Annotated in this window: 19 protein-coding genes and 1 tRNA gene; 4 read left to right on the top strand and 16 right to left on the bottom strand. The window is 64.0% G+C overall.

Features of this window, described 5'->3' with window-relative positions:
• The first annotated feature begins 38 nt into the window (after window positions 1-38).
• The 4 genes from QY917_RS07345 to QY917_RS07330 all read left to right on the top strand — a co-directional run bounded on the left by QY917_RS07345 (window position 39) and on the right by QY917_RS07330 (window position 4,435).
• A complete protein-coding gene (locus QY917_RS07345; RefSeq protein WP_123675646.1) occupies window positions 39-1,892 on the top strand; it encodes a methyl-accepting chemotaxis protein in 1,854 nt (617 codons plus the stop codon).
• A 91-nt stretch (window positions 1,893-1,983) separates the two neighbouring features.
• Window positions 1,984-2,991: a tRNA lysidine(34) synthetase TilS gene (gene tilS, locus QY917_RS07340; RefSeq protein ID WP_123675647.1), complete on the top strand. Its 1,008-nt coding sequence runs from the start codon at window positions 1,984-1,986 to the stop codon at window positions 2,989-2,991.
• Between the two features lie 37 nt (window positions 2,992-3,028).
• Window positions 3,029-4,297, top strand: a complete 1,269-nt coding sequence (locus QY917_RS07335; protein WP_047351420.1) for an aspartate kinase — start codon at window positions 3,029-3,031, stop codon at window positions 4,295-4,297.
• A gap of 45 nt (window positions 4,298-4,342) precedes the next feature.
• Window positions 4,343-4,435: transfer RNA gene (locus tag QY917_RS07330), tRNA-Ser, on the top strand.
• 120 nt (window positions 4,436-4,555) lie between these two features.
• On the opposite strand, the gene QY917_RS07325 is transcribed toward QY917_RS07330, so the two are convergent.
• The 16 genes from QY917_RS07325 to metE form a co-directional block, all read right to left on the bottom strand.
• Window positions 4,556-4,873: a phage head closure protein gene (locus QY917_RS07325; RefSeq protein ID WP_123675648.1), complete on the bottom strand. Its 318-nt coding sequence runs from the start codon at window positions 4,871-4,873 to the stop codon at window positions 4,556-4,558.
• Entirely contained in the window at window positions 4,870-5,145 is a 276-nt protein-coding gene (locus tag QY917_RS07320; protein ID WP_123675649.1) for a head-tail connector protein, read from the bottom strand. The genes QY917_RS07325 and QY917_RS07320 overlap by 4 nt, the downstream gene beginning before the upstream one ends.
• A gap of 201 nt (window positions 5,146-5,346) precedes the next feature.
• Complete coding sequence (locus QY917_RS07315) at window positions 5,347-6,846, bottom strand: terminase large subunit (protein ID WP_123675650.1); 1,500 nt, start codon at window positions 6,844-6,846, stop codon at window positions 5,347-5,349.
• A 17-nt stretch (window positions 6,847-6,863) separates the two neighbouring features.
• Window positions 6,864-7,277, bottom strand: a complete 414-nt coding sequence (locus tag QY917_RS07310) for a terminase (RefSeq protein WP_123675651.1) — start codon at window positions 7,275-7,277, stop codon at window positions 6,864-6,866.
• Window positions 7,274-7,840, bottom strand: coding sequence for an HNH endonuclease (locus QY917_RS07305; RefSeq protein WP_302079175.1), 567 nt, complete (start codon window positions 7,838-7,840; stop codon window positions 7,274-7,276). The genes QY917_RS07310 and QY917_RS07305 overlap by 4 nt, the downstream gene beginning before the upstream one ends.
• The gene (locus tag QY917_RS07300; RefSeq protein WP_123675653.1) at window positions 7,837-9,048 is read right to left on the bottom strand and encodes a phage portal protein; all 1,212 of its coding nucleotides are present in this window, start codon (window positions 9,046-9,048) and stop codon (window positions 7,837-7,839) included. The genes QY917_RS07305 and QY917_RS07300 overlap by 4 nt, the downstream gene beginning before the upstream one ends.
• Window positions 9,042-9,575, bottom strand: coding sequence for an HK97 family phage prohead protease (locus tag QY917_RS07295; protein ID WP_123675654.1), 534 nt, complete (start codon window positions 9,573-9,575; stop codon window positions 9,042-9,044). The genes QY917_RS07300 and QY917_RS07295 overlap by 7 nt, the downstream gene beginning before the upstream one ends.
• A 4-nt stretch (window positions 9,576-9,579) precedes the next feature.
• Complete coding sequence (locus tag QY917_RS07290; RefSeq protein WP_123675655.1) at window positions 9,580-10,800, bottom strand: phage major capsid protein; 1,221 nt, start codon at window positions 10,798-10,800, stop codon at window positions 9,580-9,582.
• Window positions 10,801-10,943: 143 nt separating this feature from the next.
• Complete coding sequence (locus QY917_RS07285) at window positions 10,944-11,276, bottom strand: hypothetical protein (protein WP_123675656.1); 333 nt, start codon at window positions 11,274-11,276, stop codon at window positions 10,944-10,946.
• Window positions 11,273-12,505 carry an AAA family ATPase gene (locus tag QY917_RS07280; RefSeq protein ID WP_123675657.1) on the bottom strand — a complete coding sequence of 411 codons (1,233 nt, stop codon included), beginning with the start codon at window positions 12,503-12,505 and terminating at the stop codon, window positions 11,273-11,275. Before QY917_RS07280 ends, QY917_RS07285 begins: the two co-directional genes overlap by 4 nt.
• Entirely contained in the window at window positions 12,502-12,966 is a 465-nt protein-coding gene (locus tag QY917_RS07275; RefSeq protein WP_123675658.1) for a CHC2 zinc finger domain-containing protein, read from the bottom strand. The genes QY917_RS07280 and QY917_RS07275 overlap by 4 nt, the downstream gene beginning before the upstream one ends.
• Window positions 12,963-13,262 carry a hypothetical protein gene (locus tag QY917_RS07270; RefSeq protein ID WP_123675659.1) on the bottom strand — a complete coding sequence of 100 codons (300 nt, stop codon included), beginning with the start codon at window positions 13,260-13,262 and terminating at the stop codon, window positions 12,963-12,965. Before QY917_RS07270 ends, QY917_RS07275 begins: the two co-directional genes overlap by 4 nt.
• 9 nt (window positions 13,263-13,271) lie before the next feature.
• On the bottom strand, window positions 13,272-13,439 hold the full coding sequence (locus QY917_RS07265; RefSeq protein ID WP_302079170.1) for an AlpA family transcriptional regulator: 168 nt from the start codon (window positions 13,437-13,439) through the stop codon (window positions 13,272-13,274).
• A gap of 504 nt (window positions 13,440-13,943) precedes the next feature.
• Window positions 13,944-15,143: a site-specific integrase gene (locus tag QY917_RS07260; protein ID WP_123675661.1), complete on the bottom strand. Its 1,200-nt coding sequence runs from the start codon at window positions 15,141-15,143 to the stop codon at window positions 13,944-13,946.
• A 242-nt stretch (window positions 15,144-15,385) separates the two neighbouring features.
• On the bottom strand, window positions 15,386-15,865 hold the full coding sequence (locus QY917_RS07255; RefSeq protein WP_015913565.1) for a CopD family protein: 480 nt from the start codon (window positions 15,863-15,865) through the stop codon (window positions 15,386-15,388).
• Window positions 15,866-15,920: 55 nt separating this feature from the next.
• A complete protein-coding gene (metE, locus tag QY917_RS07250; protein ID WP_123675828.1) occupies window positions 15,921-18,290 on the bottom strand; it encodes a 5-methyltetrahydropteroyltriglutamate--homocysteine S-methyltransferase in 2,370 nt (789 codons plus the stop codon).
• Between the last annotated feature and the right edge of the window lie 49 nt (window positions 18,291-18,339).

The raw sequence follows: 18,339 nt of genomic DNA, 5'->3' as shown, positions 1-18,339 counted from the left end.
CGTGCGGACGCGCATCGCCGCAGGAAGAAGGGTTACGTATGTCTCTGTGGAAGTCTCTCAAGGGCCAGATTCTGCTGGTATCGCTGGCCTGCCTGGTGGTGGCGTTGGTCGCGCTCTCGGCGGCGAATCTGTGGACCGCCCGCTCGCACGCTTATGCGTCGCTGGCGTCCGAAACGCAGCTGCTCGCGCACAGCCATGTGGAAACGCTGCGCGCCTGGGCCAACGCCAAGGCGGCCATCGTGGAAGCCGCAGGCGCGGCGCTGGATGACGAGCAGCCTCCCAAGGCGCTGCTGATGCTGTCCAAGGCGGGGGACTTCCTGGTCAGCTACTTTGGCTACGCCGACAAGCGGACGGCGTTTTCATCGCCCCAGAACCTGCCGCCCGATTACGACCCCACCACGCGGCCCTGGTACCAGCAAGCCGCCCAGGCCAGCGGGAGCGTTCTCACCGCCCCGTATGCGGACGCGGGCGGCAACGGCCTGGTGGTGACTTTCGCGCGCGCCGCCCGCGAAGGGGGCCGCGTCAAGGCCGTGATGGCCGGCGACGTTTCGCTGGCTGCGGTGATTGCCAACGTCACCTCCATCAAGCCCACGCCGTCCAGCTACGCCTTTCTCGTCGGAGGCGACGGCGCCATCATCGCCCACCCCGACGCCAAGCTGGCGCTGAAGCCGGCGACCGACATCGCCCCCGCGCTGTCGGCGCAGGGCCTGGCCGGCATTGCGCAAAGCGGCGCGCTGCAGGCCATGGAACTGCAGGGCCGGCCCATGCTGCTGCATGTCTCCAAGGTTCCGGACACCCCTTGGATGCTGGTGATTGCCCAGGACCGTGACGAGGCGCTGGCCGCCATCTCCAGCATGCTGCGCGTTTCGCTGGTGGCCGGCATTGCGGTACTGGTGATCGCCACCCTGCTGCTGGCCGGCGTATTGGCACGGCGCCTGCGCCAACTCACCCAGGTGCGCGACGCCATGCACCAGATTGGCGAGGGCGACGGCGACCTGTCGCGCCGCATCGACGCGCAGGGCGAGAACGAACTCGCGCAGATCGCGGGCAGTTTCAACAACTTTGCCACCAAGCTCTCGGGTGTGCTGGCGCAGATCCGGGATGCGAGCCAGTCGGTGCGTCTGGCGTCGGAAGAGATCGCCACGGGCAACCAGGACCTGTCCAGCCGTACCGAGCTGACGGCCTCCAGCCTGCAGCAGACAGCCGCCTCGATGCAGCAGCTCACCGAGACGGTGCGCCACAACGCCGACGCGGCCCGCCAGGCCAACCAACTGGTGGCGCAGGCGGCGGGGGTGGCCCAGCACGGCGGCACCGTGGTGGGCAACGTGGTCAGCACCATGGAGCAGATCAATGCGGCGTCGCGCAAGATCAACGACATCATTGGTGTGATCGATGGCATTGCCTTCCAGACCAACATCCTCGCGCTGAATGCGGCCGTCGAGGCAGCGCGCGCGGGCGAGCAGGGCCGGGGCTTCGCCGTGGTGGCGGGCGAGGTGCGCAACCTGGCGCAGCGCAGCGCCGAGGCCGCGCGCGAGATCAAAGCGCTGATCGGCTCGTCGGTGGCGCAGGTGGAAGAGGGCTCGCGGCTGGTCAACGATGCGGGCACCACCATGGCGGACATCGTGCAGTCGGTGCAGCGCGTCACGGACATCATGGCCGAGATCACCGCCTCCACGAACGAGCAAAGCACCAGCATTGGCGAGGTAGGCCAAGCCGTGGCGCAGTTGGATCAGATGACCCAGCAGAACGCGGCACTGGTGGAAGAAAGCGCCGCAGCGGCGGCCAGCCTCAAAGACCAGTCTGTGCGCCTGTCCGACGTGGTGGGTACCTTCCGGCTGCACGACGAGGCCGCAAGCGCCGGTCGGGCGGCGCCGCTGGCACTGCAGCGCTAGCGTGGCGGGGGGCGCTGGCGCGCGCCGATAATCGGGCCGTCATGCCTGCCCATACGCCACCGCGCCCGCACTGCCGCCGCAGGAGGGACGCTTGACCCAGTCGTTCGACGCCGCAGTCGCGGCCTTCCGGCCCCGTCTGCCCCTGGCCGTGGCCCTCAGCGGCGGCGCAGATTCGACGGCACTGCTGTTGGCCTGCGCAGCGCGCTGGCCGGGGCAGGTGGTGGCTTTCCACGTGCACCATGGGCTGCAGGCGGCGGCCGACGGGTTTGAGCAGCATTGCGTGGCCTTGTGTGAGCGGCTGGGCATACCGCTGTGGGTGCGCCGCGTGGATGCGCGCCACGCCGCCGGACAAAGCCCTGAAGACGCGGCGCGCCAGGCGCGTTACAAGGCTTTTGAGGCGTTGTCGCTTGACTGTCAATCGCTAGTAGCTATAAAAACAATAGCGTTGGCGCAGCATGCGGATGACCAGGTCGAGACATTGCTGCTCGCCCTATCGCGGGGCGCGGGCGTAGCCGGGCTTGCCGCCATGCCGGCGCAGTGGCAGCGCGCGGGCATGGACTGGTGCAGGCCGCTGCTGCGCGTGGCAGGCGCCGACGTGCGCGCCTGGCTGGTCGCGCGTGGCGAACGCTGGGTGGAAGACCCGACCAACGCCGACGAGCGCTTCACGCGCAACCGCATCCGCCGCCAGCTGCTGCCGGCGCTGCAGCAGGCGTTCCCGCAGTTTCGTGACACCTTTGCGCGCAGTTGCGAACACGCGGCGCAGGCCAGCGAGCTGCTGCAGGAACTGGCCGCCGCCGATGCAGCGGCCATCGGCCAGCCGCCCCGCATCGCGGCGCTGCGTGCGTTGGGAAGGGCGCGCCAGGCGAACGTGCTGCGCCACTGGCTGCGTGTGCACCACGCCACCACGCCTACGGCCGCACAGCTGAACGAATTGCTGGACCAGTTGGCCGCATGTGCCACGCGCGGGCACCGCATTCACCTGAAGGTGGGCGAGGGCTATGTGGTCCGCGAGGCGGAGGTGCTCGGTTGGTACAATCAACAGGTTTTGGTCCCCATTTCCGCACGGGACGGCGGCGCGCCAGAACAGCTTTTGCAATAGCGCCGCGCATCTGCGTCCCTGCCATTCCAGAAATTCCATGGCACTGATCGTTCATAAATACGGCGGCACCTCGATGGGCTCCACCGAGCGCATCCGCAATGTCGCCAAGCGCGTGGCCAAGTGGGCGCGGGCCGGCCACCAGATGGTGGTGGTACCCAGCGCCATGAGTGGCGAGACCAACCGCCTGCTGGGCCTGGCCAAGGAGCTCACGCCCTCGCGCATTACCTCCGCCTACCACCGCGAGCTCGACATGCTGGCCGCCACGGGTGAGCAAGCCTCGTCGGCCCTGCTGGCCATCGCGCTGCAGGCCGAAGGCATGGAGTCGGTGAGCTACGCCGGCTGGCAGGTGCCCGTGCGCACCGACAATAGCTATACCAAGGCGCGTATCGAGTCCATCGACGACAAGCGCGTGCGCGCCGACCTGGACGCGGGCAAGGTTGTTATCGTCACGGGCTTCCAGGGCATCGACGAGGGCGGCAACATCACCACGCTGGGCCGCGGCGGCTCCGACACCTCGGCCGTCGCCATCGCCGCCGCGATGAAGGCGCACGAATGCCTGATCTACACCGACGTGGATGGCGTGTACACCACCGACCCGCGCGTGGTGCCCGAGGCGCGGCGCCTGACGACGCTGAGCTTCGAGGAAATGCTGGAGATGGCCAGCCTGGGCAGCAAGGTGCTGCAGATCCGTTCGGTGGAATTTGCCGGCAAGTACAAGGTGCCGCTGCGCGTGCTCTCCAGCTTCACGTCCTGGGACATCGACATCAACGAGGAAGCCAAGTCCGGCACCCTGATCACCTTTGAGGAAGACGAACAAATGGAAAAAGCCGTCGTATCCGGCATCGCTTTCACCCGCGACGAAGCCAAGATCTCCGTGATCGGCGTGCCCGACACCCCCGGTATCGCCTACCAGATCCTGGGCGCGGTGGCCGACGCCAACATCGATGTGGATGTCATCATCCAGAACATGGGCAAGGAAGGGAAGACCGACTTCAGCTTCACGGTGAATCGGAATGACTACCAACGCACCATCGATCTGTTGAAAGACAAGGTGCTGCCCCAACTGGGCGCCGAGGAAATCGTGGGCGATGCCAAGATCGCCAAGGTCAGCATCGTTGGCATCGGCATGCGCAGCCATGTGGGCGTGGCCAGCAAGATGTTCCGCGCGCTGAGCGAAGAGGGCATCAACATCAAGATGATCTCCACGTCGGAAATCAAGACCTCCGTGGTGATCGACGAGAAGTACGTGGAACTGGCCGTGCGTACGCTGCACAAGGCGTTCGAGCTGGACCAGGCTGCCGCCTGAAGTTTCGCCGAAATGGCCTTGAAATGAGGCTACAATAGCGGGATTGGAAACGTGACCGAGTGGCCGAAGGTGCTCCCCTGCTAAGGGAGTATGGGGTGTAGAGCCTCATCGAGGGTTCGAATCCCTCCGTTTCCGCCAATGGGCCTTATAAATCAATAACTTACGAGAGTTTTTGAAATCTGTCCCACATAAAAGCCCACAAAAAACAAAGCCACCATGCACTAGCTCGGTGGCTTTTGTCTTTCTAGCTGGCGTAGTTTAGGCAATCGCCTTGCACATCAACACCAATTCCCGGTGCCCTGAACGCACGTCGATCACGCTCACGATGTTGTAGGTCTTGCCATCGTGGATCACGCGATCCTGCGCCGTCATCCAAGGGCGAAAGCGCATCCTTATCCGCGTCGTCACCTCAGACTGCAACGCCTGCGCCGCGATGTACTCCCGGCCTACCAGCGGCTCTACAGCGGCCCAGCAGGTGAACAGGGGGGCCCAGCTCTCGATAGGGGTTCCCCAGTCGTCCACTGTGCTGGTGAACCGCTCCACCGTCACGCGCTGGTCTAGCTTGCCCGCGTTCATGCGTACACCCGGTACGGTGCCAGCAGGCGTTCAAACGTCGGGTTCTTGGACAGCGGGCGCTCCACCAGGGCTTCCCTGTTGGCGTACAGGTCGCCCACCAGCAGCATGGCGGCGGCCTTCACCGGAGCGGGTGCGGTGGCGTCCAATGGCTCGGTGGCGTTGATGTAGTCGCCTACCGATGCCGTGGCGGCGTCGATCATGGATTGCAGCAGCGTATCTTCGTCGCCGTGGTCGATGCGGCAGTGCAGTTTCACTTCGGGCAGGGTCAGCATTTGAATCTTTCAAATGGTTTGAAAAAGGGGTGCCAGCGCCGTGGGCGAAAGGTCAGGGCCATGGTCGCATCGGGGAATCACTCACCTTTGCGCCCATGCCGTGCGCTCCCACTCGCTGGCTGTCGGGGTTTTTGCAATGCGCGGCACTCACCGACTAATCCGCGTCCGGGCCTTCCACTCGCGTGGCCCCCCCGGCAAGGGTTAAACAAACGTGAACTCTGTGAAGCCCACCGACTGGCCCTCTGTGGCCCTCGATGCCACGCCCATACTCATGGCCAGGGCCTGCAATCCGTCAATGCGGCCCGTGCTGCGCGATTTTTCTAACTTTCTATTGCCCGCTGGGTCTTTCACGATCACGGCGTTGGCGGCGCACATGGTCAGCACTGGGTGGCCACCGTGGGCAACCCGCCCATTCAGTAGCTCGGCTTCCAGCGCGTCGAGCGCAGGGGCCATTGATGCAAAGCCCTGGCCATGCTCCACCAGCGGCAGTTCTGCCCCCAGGCGGTCTAGCTCGCGTTGCAGTTCGGCAACTCGCCACCTATCGAAAGCGATCCCACGCACATCAAGGCCGTCGAGGATTTCCAGCATGTCGGCTGCTACGTGCGAGTAGTCCACGGTGGCCCCTGGCGTCGTCCGCAAAAAGCCCTGGCGGTGCCATACGTCATAGGGCGCACGGTCGCGGCGGGCGCGTTCCTCCAGGCCCTGCTCTGGCGTCCAGAAGTGGCTCTGCACCTGCCACACGCCATCCACTTGGCCGACGACGACAAGGGCGCTTAAATCCACACGCGCAGACAGATCAAGACCGCACCACACCGGGCCATCAAACGGCAGCACCGGGCCTGCGCAGGACTTCCACACCGATGGGCTGATGAATGGGCTTACCGTGGAAATTCGTTGGTTTAAAAGGAGGTTCCTTGCTGTCGCCTCCATGCTCGGCATGCGCTGGGCCTGCGTCATCTGTTCGCGCAGGTCGTCCAGGCTGCGGAACAGGCCCAGGGCGGGGTTTGCCGCCTTCCATGCCGCCTCGTCCATGAGGTCGCAGCCTTCGGGCGCGGCGTATAGGTGGCACACGATGCGCGGGTCTGCGCTGCGCTGGGCGTCGTCGATCCATGTGGAAAACAGGTCTGCGTCCCCGCTCGCTTGTGTACTGATGGCGATCAGTAGCGGTGCTTCATGTGCCCCCTGGCTGGTGGTGATAGCGTCGATGAAGTCGCTTTGCGGGCCACGCACCTGGCCCACCTCGTCCAAGATGGCCAGCACTGGAGACAGGCCGTGCGCCGTCTTGCCGTCAGCAGCAAGGGCGCGGAACTCCACGTTCAGCGGCAGGCCGATCAACCGTTTACCCGATGGAATGATCCGCACCAGGCTAGACAGCTTGGGCGACTGTTGCACCATCTTGCTGGCCAGATTGAACACCAGGGCGCTTTGCTCACGGCTCATGGCACCCGACACGATTTGGCTGTTTTGCTTCGCCTCCGGCCCCACCAGGTGCGCCAGCAGCAGGCCAGCGATAAGCCCGCTCTTGCCGTTCTTTCTGGCGCATCCCAAGATGGCGCGGCGCGTGCCTGCGGGGTTGTCGTACACGTCGCGCAGGAACTGCTTTTGGAACTCTGCCAGCACCAGCGGCTGGCCTACGTGGGCGCCCTCGGGCGTCACGCAGTAGCGCTCGATGAACTCGATGATGCGGGCGGCTCTGCTCATTCGGATTTCAAATCTGATTAGACAGCGCGCAGCCGTGGTATTAGGTCGTCGCCATCGTCCTGGCGTGCCTTGCGCTCCAGCTCGGCACCCTTGGCAATGTCCGCCGACCGTCCGACCGTGGCCACCGTGTTGACCGCGATAGCGCGGGTCAGTGCCAGGGCAAGGCGGGTAAGCTTGATGTGGTCGTCTGAGCCTACGGGCGCGGCCTCCAAGGCGCATTGCACGCGGGCAAGGTTCGCAGCCGATGCCAGATCAACCGGGTTCCATGTGTCCCTTGGCCTGGCCTGCACGATGGCATCCCAAAACGGGCGGGCCTCGGGTGGCACCAGCACATGGGCGGGCGGCTCCAAGGGCGGCAGGGCTGCGGCTTGGGTGGCGGCGATGGCTGCGGCGGCGCTGTCGGAGCGTTTGCGCTTGGGGGTCAGCTTCATGGTTGCCTATTTTTTAAGCAGTGAGCATTAAAAGAAGGGGAACCGGTCGGTGTTGCGTCCTCGGTTGCTGGTGATTTCTGAGAGTCGCCTACAACGTCCCCAGCAAGGCCCTTAGCAGCCTCTACAGTCGATTGATTCCAATGGTGCGCAGGGTTGATAGGGTTGCCGCTCTCATCGCAACCCATGCGCGCCGGTCTGCCATACAGGTCGGCCATCGTCTTGATGCTGTGACAGGGCTTGCACAGTGCCTGTAGCGCGTCCCGGCTGTTATCGGCAGCTCCCCGCATGTGATCCACTTCGGTGGCTGGCACCGTCAACCCTTGGGCGGCGCAGTGCCTGCAAAGTGGTTCTTCAGCCAGCACCTGTTTTCTGAGCTTGCGCCATGCTGCGGAGTTGAGCGGCAGCACCCGCCCGTTGCTGTCCTTTGTCCAACGCATTGGCGGCTTCACCAGGTAGCCATTGACGCGGCGCGGCTCGGCCTCGGGCAGTGGGTTGCCGTTGCTGTCCAGGCCCTTGGGCGGCTGTTGCCTGGCGTCACGAAAGAACGTGGGCGAACGTGTCACGCCATGGCCTCCTGTTGCTTGCTCGGGTACGGCAGCGGCGCCGGGGTGGGTACTGAGTGCCCACCCTCTTTTTCGTCGTCCAGGCCCTCGATGGCGGGCAGGTTCTCCAGCTTGCGGGCTTCGCTCTTGAGCATCCATCCGTCGCTGATGCCGGAGCTGTAGAACGCTGCCCGCTCGGTGCTGGCACCGCGCAGCAACCCTTCCAGGCTGAACTCTGCGTACATGGTGCGGGCTGCGGCTGGCGTCAGCAGTTGGCGGTTGATAGCGCCTTCAATGGCCGATAAGTGCCTGCCCAAAGTGTGCTTGGCAAAGAACATATCCATGGCCACGCTGTTGGAATATGTCGAGTGAGACAGATCACCGATCAGGACGGGCGGCACCTTGAATATGCGGGCCACTTCTTCCACGCTGAACCGGCGTGAAGCAACCCACTCGCTATCGGCAAGGGACAAGCTGATGGGCACGAACGAGGAACCCTCTTCCATGATCGGCACCTTGCCCGCATTGCTTCCACCGGCATACTGGCTTTGCCAGCTTTGCGCGATGGCTTGGCGTTGCTCAGGCTTCAAACGTCCGGGCATGGTGATGATGCCGCTGGCCTTGGTGCCGTTGTCGAAGGTGCTTTGCCCATGTTGCGCTTCAGCTTGTGCGAGCTGGATCACGGCGCGGGCGGCGGCGATAGGACTGACGCCCACCAATGGATCATTGCCAGCACGGTGGCGAAGGTGGAACACCTCGGCAGGCAATAGGCGCTCCCTCACGCCGTCCCTGTTGGTGTACTCATACCCGGCGATGGTTTCGCCCTTGCGCATGATGGTCACGCGATCCGTCACCATGGGGTCAAGGCTGCGCACCTGGCCATCAAAGCCTCGGGTAACTTTGGCGTAGGCGTTGCCCGTCAGCAGCATGGATGAAACCATCCACTCCCAGAACTCGGTGGCCGATTGCTGGCCATTTGGTGCACGGTGAAGAACGGTATGCAATGGATGCTCGGTGGCGGCTTTGCGGTCGTCGCCGTCCTGCCGATACAGCTTCAAGGGCAAAGAACCGATAGCCTCGGCAATCAAGGCCACGGCGGCATAACAGGCTCCAACACCTTGGGCGCTTTCAGGCGTCACGGCGGTGGCAGACAGCGGCACAGGCCAGCCGTTGACGCCGATGGTGCTGCGCTTTTCCAGGCCGATGGCCGACAAGATGCGGTTCAGCATTTGACTGTCTCCATCCATGCGCGGTTGCAGTCCCAGAAAGAGCGCTCAGGCGGGCGGCTGCGCAGGTTGATTTCGGTGCTCTGGTACGCTGGCCAGGACTGCACCACGCTGATTTCGTGTAGCTCTACCTGGCGTAGCTCGCGGGTGTTCCCGTCCCAGGCTTCATCAATGGCGACAAAGCCAAACGACATGCCGCCCAGGTCGCCACGCTCGGCAAGGGCGATCACATCGCGGGCGGCGGCGGTGTCGGGCAAGCTCAATTCAAAGCGCAGGCCCTTTGCATCCTCGGACAGTTTCAAAGAGCCTGAGCGGGTACGCCCCAGCAGAACATCAGCGCGATGGTCTAGCAGGGCCAGAACGTCCCTCCCACTTGCCAGCGACTTGGTGAATGCACCGGGCGCGATGCGCTCGGTAAATCCGCCGATGGCCGTTGGGTCGTTGTAGCTTGCGGCGTACCCGCTCAGAGTGCGGCCGCTGGCAGTAACACCAGCGACAGCACCCCGGCGCTCAATGTCCGGGGTGCTCATGGACTTACAAGGCCACGTCAGAAGCCACAACAAAGCTCTCGGGATGCCGCACAGCCACATCAACCGTCGCCATCGCACGCACCAGCACATTGCCCTTGCTGTAGGCGGTTTCGCTGTACGGGTTCACCAACAGATCAATCTCGCTCCAAATTCCCAGCAGGGCCTGGCTCCAATCGCCCGCGATCAGGTGGCCAGTGTTGGGAGTGCCGGTCTTTTCGGGAACTTGGTTGCTGAAAAACGCGGGCAAGTCGGCAACCCGCCCGTTTTCCATCAAGTAGCCCGCAATGCCTGCGGCCTTCAAGGTGCCTTGCAGCTTGGCTTTCACCTTCATGGATGCCACGATGTTGGCGGCGCTGGTGTTGCTGATATCCAGCTTTTGCAGCATGGCCAGAATGTTCTGCCAGCTCAAAGTTGCCAAATTTGCGGTTTGAATGCCCACCGTCGACAGAACGCCTTTCGGCTCATTGGTGCCGCCTCCCTTGATAAGCGCAGAGTCAATCGCCTGAGCCAGCAGTGCAGACAGGTCATTGCGCACCAACGCTTCAATGTCAGGAGAGCTTTGTTGCAGCAGTTGACGGCTCATCTCTTGGATGCCGCCCGCGTGCTTCGGTGCCATGGGCACGCTGTCAAAGCTCATATCACCAGTGGGCAGTGCCGCATTCTCTGCAACCCAGCCAGTCGTGCCGCCCGTCGCGTGCTTCGGAATGGACAGATTCCCGGAAAGGCCGGATAGCACCTGAACACCCAGGCGGCGCGCCAGCAGGTTGTTGCGGAACGGCTGGATATAGAGGTCTGCGCGGTGGGTCGTCGGCACGATTTCCGGCGCGGTCACGGTGGTGTTGACGGCGCGAGATTCCAGCGCAGCCAGCGGGACAAACACGCCCTGAGCCTTGCGGCCCGTCCGGCGTTCGCTTTCTTGCGCGAACTCGGCAGCGGCACCCGTAAGGCTGCGGCCCTCCATCTGAGCGCGCATCACTTCCACCACGCTAACGCGGCCTTCCAGCTCGTTGCGGGCCTTGTCCGCCGGCTGGCCCAGGCTGCGGCGCTCCCAGTCCTCCACGAGTTGGGCGCGGGCTTCCTGGCCTTCCAGGCTCACGATTTCGGCCTTGATGGCGTCGAATTTCGTCTGAGCTTCAGGCGTCAGGGTTGGCATGGATGCCAGCAGGGCGCGGGCCTCGTTCACTTTTTGGCTGCGGGCTTCTCGGATGGCGTGCAAGGTTTGCATTTGTGGGCTTTCTTGAAAAAGTGCCCATGCAATCGCCGGGCGGGTTGTCTCCACATTTCATAATGCGGAATGTGCCTATTATCACATTTCACAATATGAAATCAAGTGGGCATGAAAAAACCCGCTCGGGGCGGGTCGGTGGTTCATTTCAAGCTACCGGGATCACTGAGAAAGTAATCCAGCAAGTCCGGGCGCAAGTGCGGCGGTGTCCCTAATATCTCCTCCCGCATGTCCTGGCGGGCCTTGTCGCTGTCGGGTCGCTCGTCGCAACGGCGCATGGCGGCTTCCAGTAGCAGCGCGGTGACGCGGGCCGATTCCAAGATGCACGCGATCAGCGCGGGCTTGTGGCCCAGGACGGCGGCGCGCTGCGCTTCCGTCAGCTTCCCGGCTGGCACCACGATGCCGGTTTTGTCCGGCGTCACGCTGGGTTCAATGCCGCACAGGATCAGGTCGGCAAGGATGGCTTCGGGCGTCATAGAACCTCCGTGCTTTGGGCAACTTGCTCATCAACTTGCTCAACTTGCTCATCGTTTAAAGGTTGAGCATCTTGAGCAACTTGATTGAGCAACTTGGGTCGGAACCAGTACCAAGCGTCGTTCATCTTGCGCTTCGTCACGCCGATGGTGTCCGCTGCGCGGCGCACTGTCGCCCATGAAACGCCTGCCGCCCTGGCCTCTGTCTCCACATACTTGGACGGTGCGGAACCGTCTTTCAGGATCTCCACCAGGAAATCAATGGCGGCATCTTTGGCGCTGGCGTCCGACTGCTCCTGTTGCGGCTCGTCCGGGTCGGTCAGCAGCTCGCGTGCCGTGCCTTCCACCGCCTTACCCCATGCGATGTGTGACGCATGAATGCCGGGTATGGGTTCGGACTGTTCAAGGTGGTACTGAAACCCGCCATCGTCCGGTCCGACGTTGCTTTTGCTGCGGGCGAGGATGCGAGTGTCCTGGCCTTCTTCGTCGCCCTTCACCTTTGCTGCCACCATTACCACGCGGGCCACAGCAGTGAATGCCACGCTGCCCACCACGCGCTGCGACGGGTCGGTGCCCTGGCCACCTTTGGCAAAGTGGGTGATGCCCAGCACCGCGCAGTCGCACTTTGCAGCCAGATCAACCAGGGGTTGCAATGCGCGTCGAACCTCGCCGTTCTTGTGAGTGTCGCCAGTGACGGCGCTCACCACAGGATCAATCACCAGCAGACTGATGCCGCCGATTTTCTCGATGGCCTCCAGCAGTTGCCCCAGGTCGCGGGCCGGGTCGAATGGCACCACTTCGCCGCCCCGGCGTGCGCCCTCGATGAAATAACACCGGGCACGATCCGCACCAGCCGCCATGAGGCGCGGCACCAGCGTATCGGCGGGGTCATCTTCACCGCTCCAGATCAGCACGTTGCCGGGTGCGCAGCGAGAACCATCTGGCCAGCGTCCGCCGATGGTGATGGTTGCCGCCATTGCCAGCGCGATGGTGGTTTTGCCCTGCCCAGGTGCGCCAGCGAGGATATGCAGCTTCCCCATGGCCAGCCAGTATTGCCACAGCCAGCGGTATGGCTCGGGCGTCAGGTCTGAGCCGCATGTCAGGATCACCTTGTCGCGCGGCCCCAGGCCCGATATATCCGGCGAATCTGGCAGTTCGGGAAAGATTGGCCCGCGCTCGCGGTCGTCCAGCACCGATGCCATGGCGTTGTGCTCTGCAATGCCGCGCTTCATGCGAACACCTCCACCAAGCGAGTGATGCGGCCCGATGCAGTCAGCACGCGGGACAAATCCACCTGCGACAGCACCACGCCGTGCGCCACGTTCGCGGCGGCGATGGCCACAAGGTTGGCTTCCACTGCCAGCACTTCCAGCGCCTGGCGCGGAGACAGTGGCGAGGGCTTGTGCTGGGTGGCGGGGCGTCCGTCATCAATCCACGCGCCCAGGGCCTTTGCGGCCTCCACGAACTCCAGGCCATGCTGGGCCATGTGGTAGGCCAGTACATCGCCGCCACGGGCGCCGCAACCGGCCATGCACACGAATGCGCCGCTGTCGGTGTTGATGCGCAGGCTGTCGGTGCCGCCGTGGAAGTTGCAGGCCGTGGTGCGCCACTTACCCCTGCGCTCCTTAAACGCCAGGCCCAGGCCCTCGTAGTAGCTCACCGGCTCGGGAAGTCGGGTACGGTCGAAGCTCATGCTGAACCGCCTTTCTTCGCCAGGTGCTCCCGCAGCTCTTCGTTGATGTAGTCCGCAATCCATTCGCGGGTGTCTGCCCAGGCGGTGCCGTGCTTTGCCGCGTAGTAGTCCATGCGGCGCTGGAACCAGGCGCGGGCCTTGGGCAGCAGTTCGGGCGGGATGTTGTTTTCGTTCAGCCCCCATGCGAAAATTGGGGTGGAGTCTTTGGAAGTCGCCGCGGTGGTCTGGTAGCCCCCGGCGACTTTTGTTTTTTCGGGCACGCTTGCGCCCACCTTGGTGGTGTTGGTGCTGTGCATGTGGCCCCCTTACTTGCCAAGGTTGGCAATGAGGGCGTCGATATCGCTGGATTTCCAGACGGTCACACGGGGGGACAGCTTGATCCCAGGCGGGAACTTGCCATCCTTCACGCCCTTCCACCAGCCGCTGCGGCTGATGCCCATGCGGTCGGTGATGTGGGGGACTACGCGAAGCAAGGTGTCCGGCTGGTGTTGGTGATGCTGAGTAACTTTTGCTGGCATGGTTGGTCTTTCGTAGCTGTTGTTACGGAAAACCAAAACCCGGCTGTACACGTTGCTAATGCCGCCTGCTCCAAAGAATAGGTCGGTCGTGTTACCCTTCAAGTCCCGTCGCTGGGAGACTTTCAAGGCCCTCGGGTTTTGGCAGTCTAGAAGGCTCCTTGGTTGCACCCTTGGGGCCTTCGCCTTTTATGGACTCTCTCGTTCGTCCATGCATTAAATGTAGCGAGTATTTTTTGAGCATCAATCCAGCAACTCGATTAGCAAGCTGTGGATAACTTGTTGACAGCTTGTGCGCGGCACTGCGCAAACTGCTTTCCGAGTTCTTGATAAATGGTGAATTGATGCAAGTCGTTGATTCATAAGGGGTTAGCCAGCGTTTTGAGCTGGTCGAAGCGGTTTTGGTAGTAGTCGTGCTGTACATGTCGGTCACGCCATAGAAAAAGGCCCCGAAGGGCCTCTTTAGTTGGTGGTCGGCGTCAATATGAACTTGCTCCACTCCTGCATCATTTCCCGGCGCTTTTCTAGGGCGTCGCTGCGTCGATAGGCTTCCTCCACCTTGTTCTCCAGCTTGTGCGCCAGCGCAGCTTCGGCCATGTCTCGCGGGTAGTTTGTGCGGTCGCCTGCCCAGTCCCGAAAGGTTGAGCGGAACCCATGAGGCACAGCATCAACCTCCATGCGCCGCATTACTGCCGTCAGGCTCATGTCTGACAGTGGTTGTCCCTTGGTGCCCGGAAATACAAGGTCTGTCCCTTCCATGCGGGGCATGGCCTCCAGCAGCTTGATGGCGGCGTCAGGCAGCGGGACGCGATGCTCCTTGCCCATCTTCATGCGCTCCTTGGGAACAGTCCACACTTTCGCCTCCAGATCAATCTCTCCCCAGGTTGCCCCACGCACTTCTCCAGAACGGGCGGCAGTCAGGACGGCAAACTCCAGGGCACGAGCTGCAATACCATCCCGCTGGCGCAAATCGGCCATGAAGGCGGGCATCCCGTCGATAGGCAGGGCGCGGTGGTGCTCAGTCTCGGCAACTTTCTTGGGGGATGGCAGCACCTTATCCAAGTGGCCCTTCCAGCGGGCCGGGTTGTCGCCGCTGCGGTACTTGCGCACGGCGGCCCAATCCAGCACCGACTCGATACGTCCGCGCACGCGGGTTGCTGTCTCCGTCTTGCTGCGCCAAATTGGCTCTAGGCAGGCCAATACATGCGGCAGATCAATGGCATCTACCGACAAGCTGCCCATATGCGGGAAGGCGTATTGCTCCAGCGTGTTTTCCCATTGCTGGCGGTGCTTCGGGTTTTTCCATTCGCCCGACTTGTCGCCCATGAAGGCCTCTGCGCACTGCTTGAACGTCTTGCGAACTGGTTGCTGCACCAGCGCCTCCATGCGCTGCTTTGTTGGAGTGGCGGGCACGATGCCGTTGCGCAAGCTGGCGTGTATCTCCCTGGCCTTCTCCCTGGCCTCTGCCAGTCCGACTTCGGGGTAAGGCCCCAGGCCCATATCCCGGCGCGCTTCACCCACCTTCACGCGCAGCACCCAGCCCCTATGCCCGGTGTCTGTCACGCGAATGTGAAGGCCGGGAACTCCGCCCACCGGGTGCCTGCCCTCCGCCTTGATAGCGGCCACGGCACGATCAGAAAGTTGCTTTGCAATCTTGGGCATAAAGTCTCCGCCAAATGTTTCTTGTCCCACATCCTGCCCACATAAAACAATGGCTGTTAGTGGACTATCTTGGATGATGTGGGACAAACTGGCGGGAATTATGCGTTATGAATCAATGCTTTAGTGGACTAATTAGGATTAATATGAACTAGAACTTAGCGGACTCCGTTTCCGCCAAACAAAAAACGCGCCTTCACGGCGCGTTTTTTTATGCCGGCGGCGTTGTGGTGCCGCCGCGCGTCTCACATCAGCAGCGTCAGCACCACAATCACTACGCCGATGAGCAGGTTCACGCCAACCCACGTGCGGATGCTTGCCAGCGCCAAGCCGCCTGCAGGCCAGTCGGAGGCGGCGACGGCCTGCTCCAGGCGGCTGAGCAGCGCGAAGTAGATGTAGGCGAAGATGCCCATCATCACGATGCCGAGGGTCGCCATGATGGTCCAGTCCAGCGGCATCGAGAAGGCGCCGCCCGCGCCGATGCTCACCGCGCCGATCATGCCCAGCCCGCTGGTCAGCACGGCCACGATGGCGATGGCGACCGCGCCCAGGAAGCGTTGCAGCACGCCGTGCATCAGCGCCACGCGCTGCGGCGGCTCCAGCATCTGTACGGCGGGGCGCAGGAAGAAATGGGCGAAGACCATGCCGCCGATCCAGACGATGATCGACAGCACGTGGGTGAGCTTAAGGGCGTTATAGAGCATGGCGGCGCATTGTGCCGCCATGCCGGTCGATGCGGGCCATGCACTGACGCGGCGCAGGGTTGATGGTTGCCCACCGTCAAGCGGAGGCCATGGCGGAGCGCAGTGCCCGCGCGGCCTGCACCATGTGGCGCAGCGCGGCCTCGGTCTCGGGCCAGCTGCGGGTCTTGAGGCCGCAGTCAGGATTGACCCAGAGGTTGCGTGCGGGCACCACCTCGGCCGCCTTGCGCAGCAGGCGCGCCATCTCCTGCGAGCCGGGTATGCGTGGCGAATGGATGTCGTAGACGCCGGGGCCGATCTCGTTGGGGTATTTGAAACTGCCGAAGCCCCGCAGCAGTTCCATGTCGGAGCGGCTGGTCTCGATGGTGATGACGTCGGCGTCCATGGCGGCGATCTCGGGCAGGATGTCGTTGAACTCGCTGTAGCACATGTGGGTGTGGATCTGCGTCGTGTCCTGCACGCCGCAGGCGCTGATGCGGAAGGCCCGCGTGGCCCAGTCCAGGTACGGCTTCCAGCCTGTGCGGCGCAACGGCAGGCCTTCGCGGATGGCGGGCTCGTCGATCTGCACGATGGCGATCCCGGCCGCCTCCAGATCCACCACCTCGTCACGAATGGCCCAGGCAATCTGCTCGCAGGTGCGGCTGCGCGGCTGGTCGTCGCGCACGAAGGACCACTGCAGGATGGTCACCGGCCCCGTGAGCATGCCTTTCAGGGGTTTGTCCGTGAGGCTTTGGGCGTAGACGGTCCAGTCGACCGTCATGGCATGCGGGCGGGCCACGTCGCCGAAAAGCACAGGGGGCTTGACGCAGCGCGAGCCGTAGCTCTGCACCCAGCCATTGGCCGTGAAGGCGAAGCCGTCCAGCTGCTCGCCGAAGTACTCCACCATGTCGTTGCGCTCGGCCTCGCCGTGCACCAGCACGTCCAGGCCCAGTTCCTCCTGCTTGCGCACGGCGTGTTCGATCTCGGCGCGCATCTGTGCCTGGTATGCGGCCTCACCCAGTACGCCACGGCGGTGGGCCGCACGTGCGGCGCGGATGGCCGGGGTCTGCGGGAAGGATCCGATGGTGGTGGTGGGCAGCGGCGGCAGACGCAGGCGCGCGCGCTGCGCCTGCTGGCGTGTGGGGTGGGGCGAGCGGCGCCGGTCGCAGCCCTCGGGTGCCGCCTCCAGGCGGGCGGCCACGGCGGGGCGGTGCACGCGCGGGCTGGCGCGGCGGCTGGCGATGGCGGCGCGCGCGGCGGCCAGGCGCGGGTCGCTGTCGGCTACGCGGCCGTCCAGCAGGCCGGCGATCAGGGCCACCTCGTCCAGCTTCTCGGTGGCGAAGGCGAGCCAGCCGCGCAGCTCGGGGTCCAGCGCATCCTCGCCCGCCAGGCTGACGGGCACATGCAGCAGCGAACACGAGGGCGCCACCCACAGCGGTCCGGTGTGTTTGGCGGCCACGGGGCGCAGCAGGGCCAGGGCCGCGTCGGGGTCGGTACGCCAGATGTTGCGACCGTCCACCACGCCCACCGACAGCACCTTGTAGGCCGGCAACCAGTCGGCCACGCCCGTCAGCTCCTGCGGGGCGCGCACGGCGTCCACGTGCAGGCCGGCCACGGGCAACTGGCAGGCCAGGCGCAGATGGTTCTCCAGGGGCGAGAAGTAGGTGGCCAGCAGCACCTGTGGGCCGGCCTTGCCGAGCTGCCAGTAAGCGGGCTCGAAGGACTGCGTCCAGGTGGCGGGCAGGTCCAGGCCCAGGATGGGCTCGTCGATCTGCACCCACTCCACGCCCTCGGCCTTCAGGCGCGCGAGTATCTGCGCGTACACGGGCAGCAGGCGGTCCAGCAGGTCCAACCGGTCGAATGGGGCTTCGCCTTTCTCCTTGGACAGCCAGAGGAAAGTGAGCGGCCCCACAAGCTGCGCCTTTACGCGGTGGCCCAGCGCCTGGGCTTCGGCCACTTCCGCGAACAGGCGCTCGCTGCCCAGGCGGAACGCAGTGTCGGCGTGCAGTTCGGGCACGAGGTAGTGGTAGTTGGTGTCGAACCACTTCGTCATCTCCAGTGCGGGCTGGCCTTCGCCGGGATGCGGCGCGTGCGCACAGCCTGCGCCGCAGGTGCCACCGGGGGCGTGGTCGCCATGGCCCGACAGCGTCTGCACGCCCCGCGCCATGGTGAAGTAGCGCGCCAGCTCCGGCGTGCCGGGGGTGAAGCCAAACCGCGGGCTTTCGCAACCCAGCAGTTGGATGTGGTGGGCCATGTGGTCGTAGTAGGCGAAGTCGCCCACGGTCGCGAAGGCCAGGCCTGCGTCGCGCTGGGCCTGCCAGTGGCGTGCGCGCAGTTGGGCGCCCACGGCTTCGAGCGCGGCGGCGTCGATCTCACCGCGCCAATGGCGCTCCAGCGCCAGTTTCAGTTCGCGCTGCGCGCCCATGCGGGGAAAGCCCAGCGTATGGGTGAGGATGGGGGAAGCGGCCATGGTGCGGAAGTCCTTGTGCAAGAGAAAACCGCGATGGTCGGCTAAGCGC

The sequence above is a fragment of the Diaphorobacter sp. C33 genome (assembly GCF_030503915.1).
Classification (GTDB): domain Bacteria; phylum Pseudomonadota; class Gammaproteobacteria; order Burkholderiales; family Burkholderiaceae_C; genus Diaphorobacter; species Diaphorobacter nitroreducens.
Note: the sequence above shows the minus strand (reverse complement) of the source record. Positions and strands in the feature narration are given on the sequence as shown.

Excerpts from the sequence above, each read along its gene's own strand:
- QY917_RS07345 (WP_123675646.1), top strand. The coding sequence starts at position 39 with ATGTCTCTGTGGAAGTCTCTCAAGGGCCAGATTCTGCTGGTATCGCTG.
- QY917_RS07335 (WP_047351420.1), top strand. The coding sequence starts at position 3,029 with ATGGCACTGATCGTTCATAAATACGGCGGCACCTCGATGGGCTCCACC.
- QY917_RS07325 (WP_123675648.1), bottom strand. The coding sequence starts at position 4,873 with ATGAACGCGGGCAAGCTAGACCAGCGCGTGACGGTGGAGCGGTTCACC.
- QY917_RS07320 (WP_123675649.1), bottom strand. The coding sequence starts at position 5,145 with ATGCTGACCCTGCCCGAAGTGAAACTGCACTGCCGCATCGACCACGGC.
- QY917_RS07315 (WP_123675650.1), bottom strand. The coding sequence starts at position 6,846 with ATGAGCAGAGCCGCCCGCATCATCGAGTTCATCGAGCGCTACTGCGTG.
- QY917_RS07310 (WP_123675651.1), bottom strand. The coding sequence starts at position 7,277 with ATGAAGCTGACCCCCAAGCGCAAACGCTCCGACAGCGCCGCCGCAGCC.
- QY917_RS07300 (WP_123675653.1), bottom strand. The coding sequence starts at position 9,048 with ATGCTGAACCGCATCTTGTCGGCCATCGGCCTGGAAAAGCGCAGCACC.
- QY917_RS07295 (WP_123675654.1), bottom strand. The coding sequence starts at position 9,575 with ATGAGCACCCCGGACATTGAGCGCCGGGGTGCTGTCGCTGGTGTTACT.
- QY917_RS07290 (WP_123675655.1), bottom strand. The coding sequence starts at position 10,800 with ATGCAAACCTTGCACGCCATCCGAGAAGCCCGCAGCCAAAAAGTGAAC.
- QY917_RS07285 (WP_123675656.1), bottom strand. The coding sequence starts at position 11,276 with ATGACGCCCGAAGCCATCCTTGCCGACCTGATCCTGTGCGGCATTGAA.
- QY917_RS07280 (WP_123675657.1), bottom strand. The coding sequence starts at position 12,505 with ATGAAGCGCGGCATTGCAGAGCACAACGCCATGGCATCGGTGCTGGAC.
- QY917_RS07275 (WP_123675658.1), bottom strand. The coding sequence starts at position 12,966 with ATGAGCTTCGACCGTACCCGACTTCCCGAGCCGGTGAGCTACTACGAG.
- QY917_RS07270 (WP_123675659.1), bottom strand. The coding sequence starts at position 13,262 with ATGCACAGCACCAACACCACCAAGGTGGGCGCAAGCGTGCCCGAAAAA.
- QY917_RS07260 (WP_123675661.1), bottom strand. The coding sequence starts at position 15,143 with ATGCCCAAGATTGCAAAGCAACTTTCTGATCGTGCCGTGGCCGCTATC.
- QY917_RS07255 (WP_015913565.1), bottom strand. The coding sequence starts at position 15,865 with ATGGCGGCACAATGCGCCGCCATGCTCTATAACGCCCTTAAGCTCACC.
- metE (WP_123675828.1), bottom strand. The coding sequence starts at position 18,290 with ATGGCCGCTTCCCCCATCCTCACCCATACGCTGGGCTTTCCCCGCATG.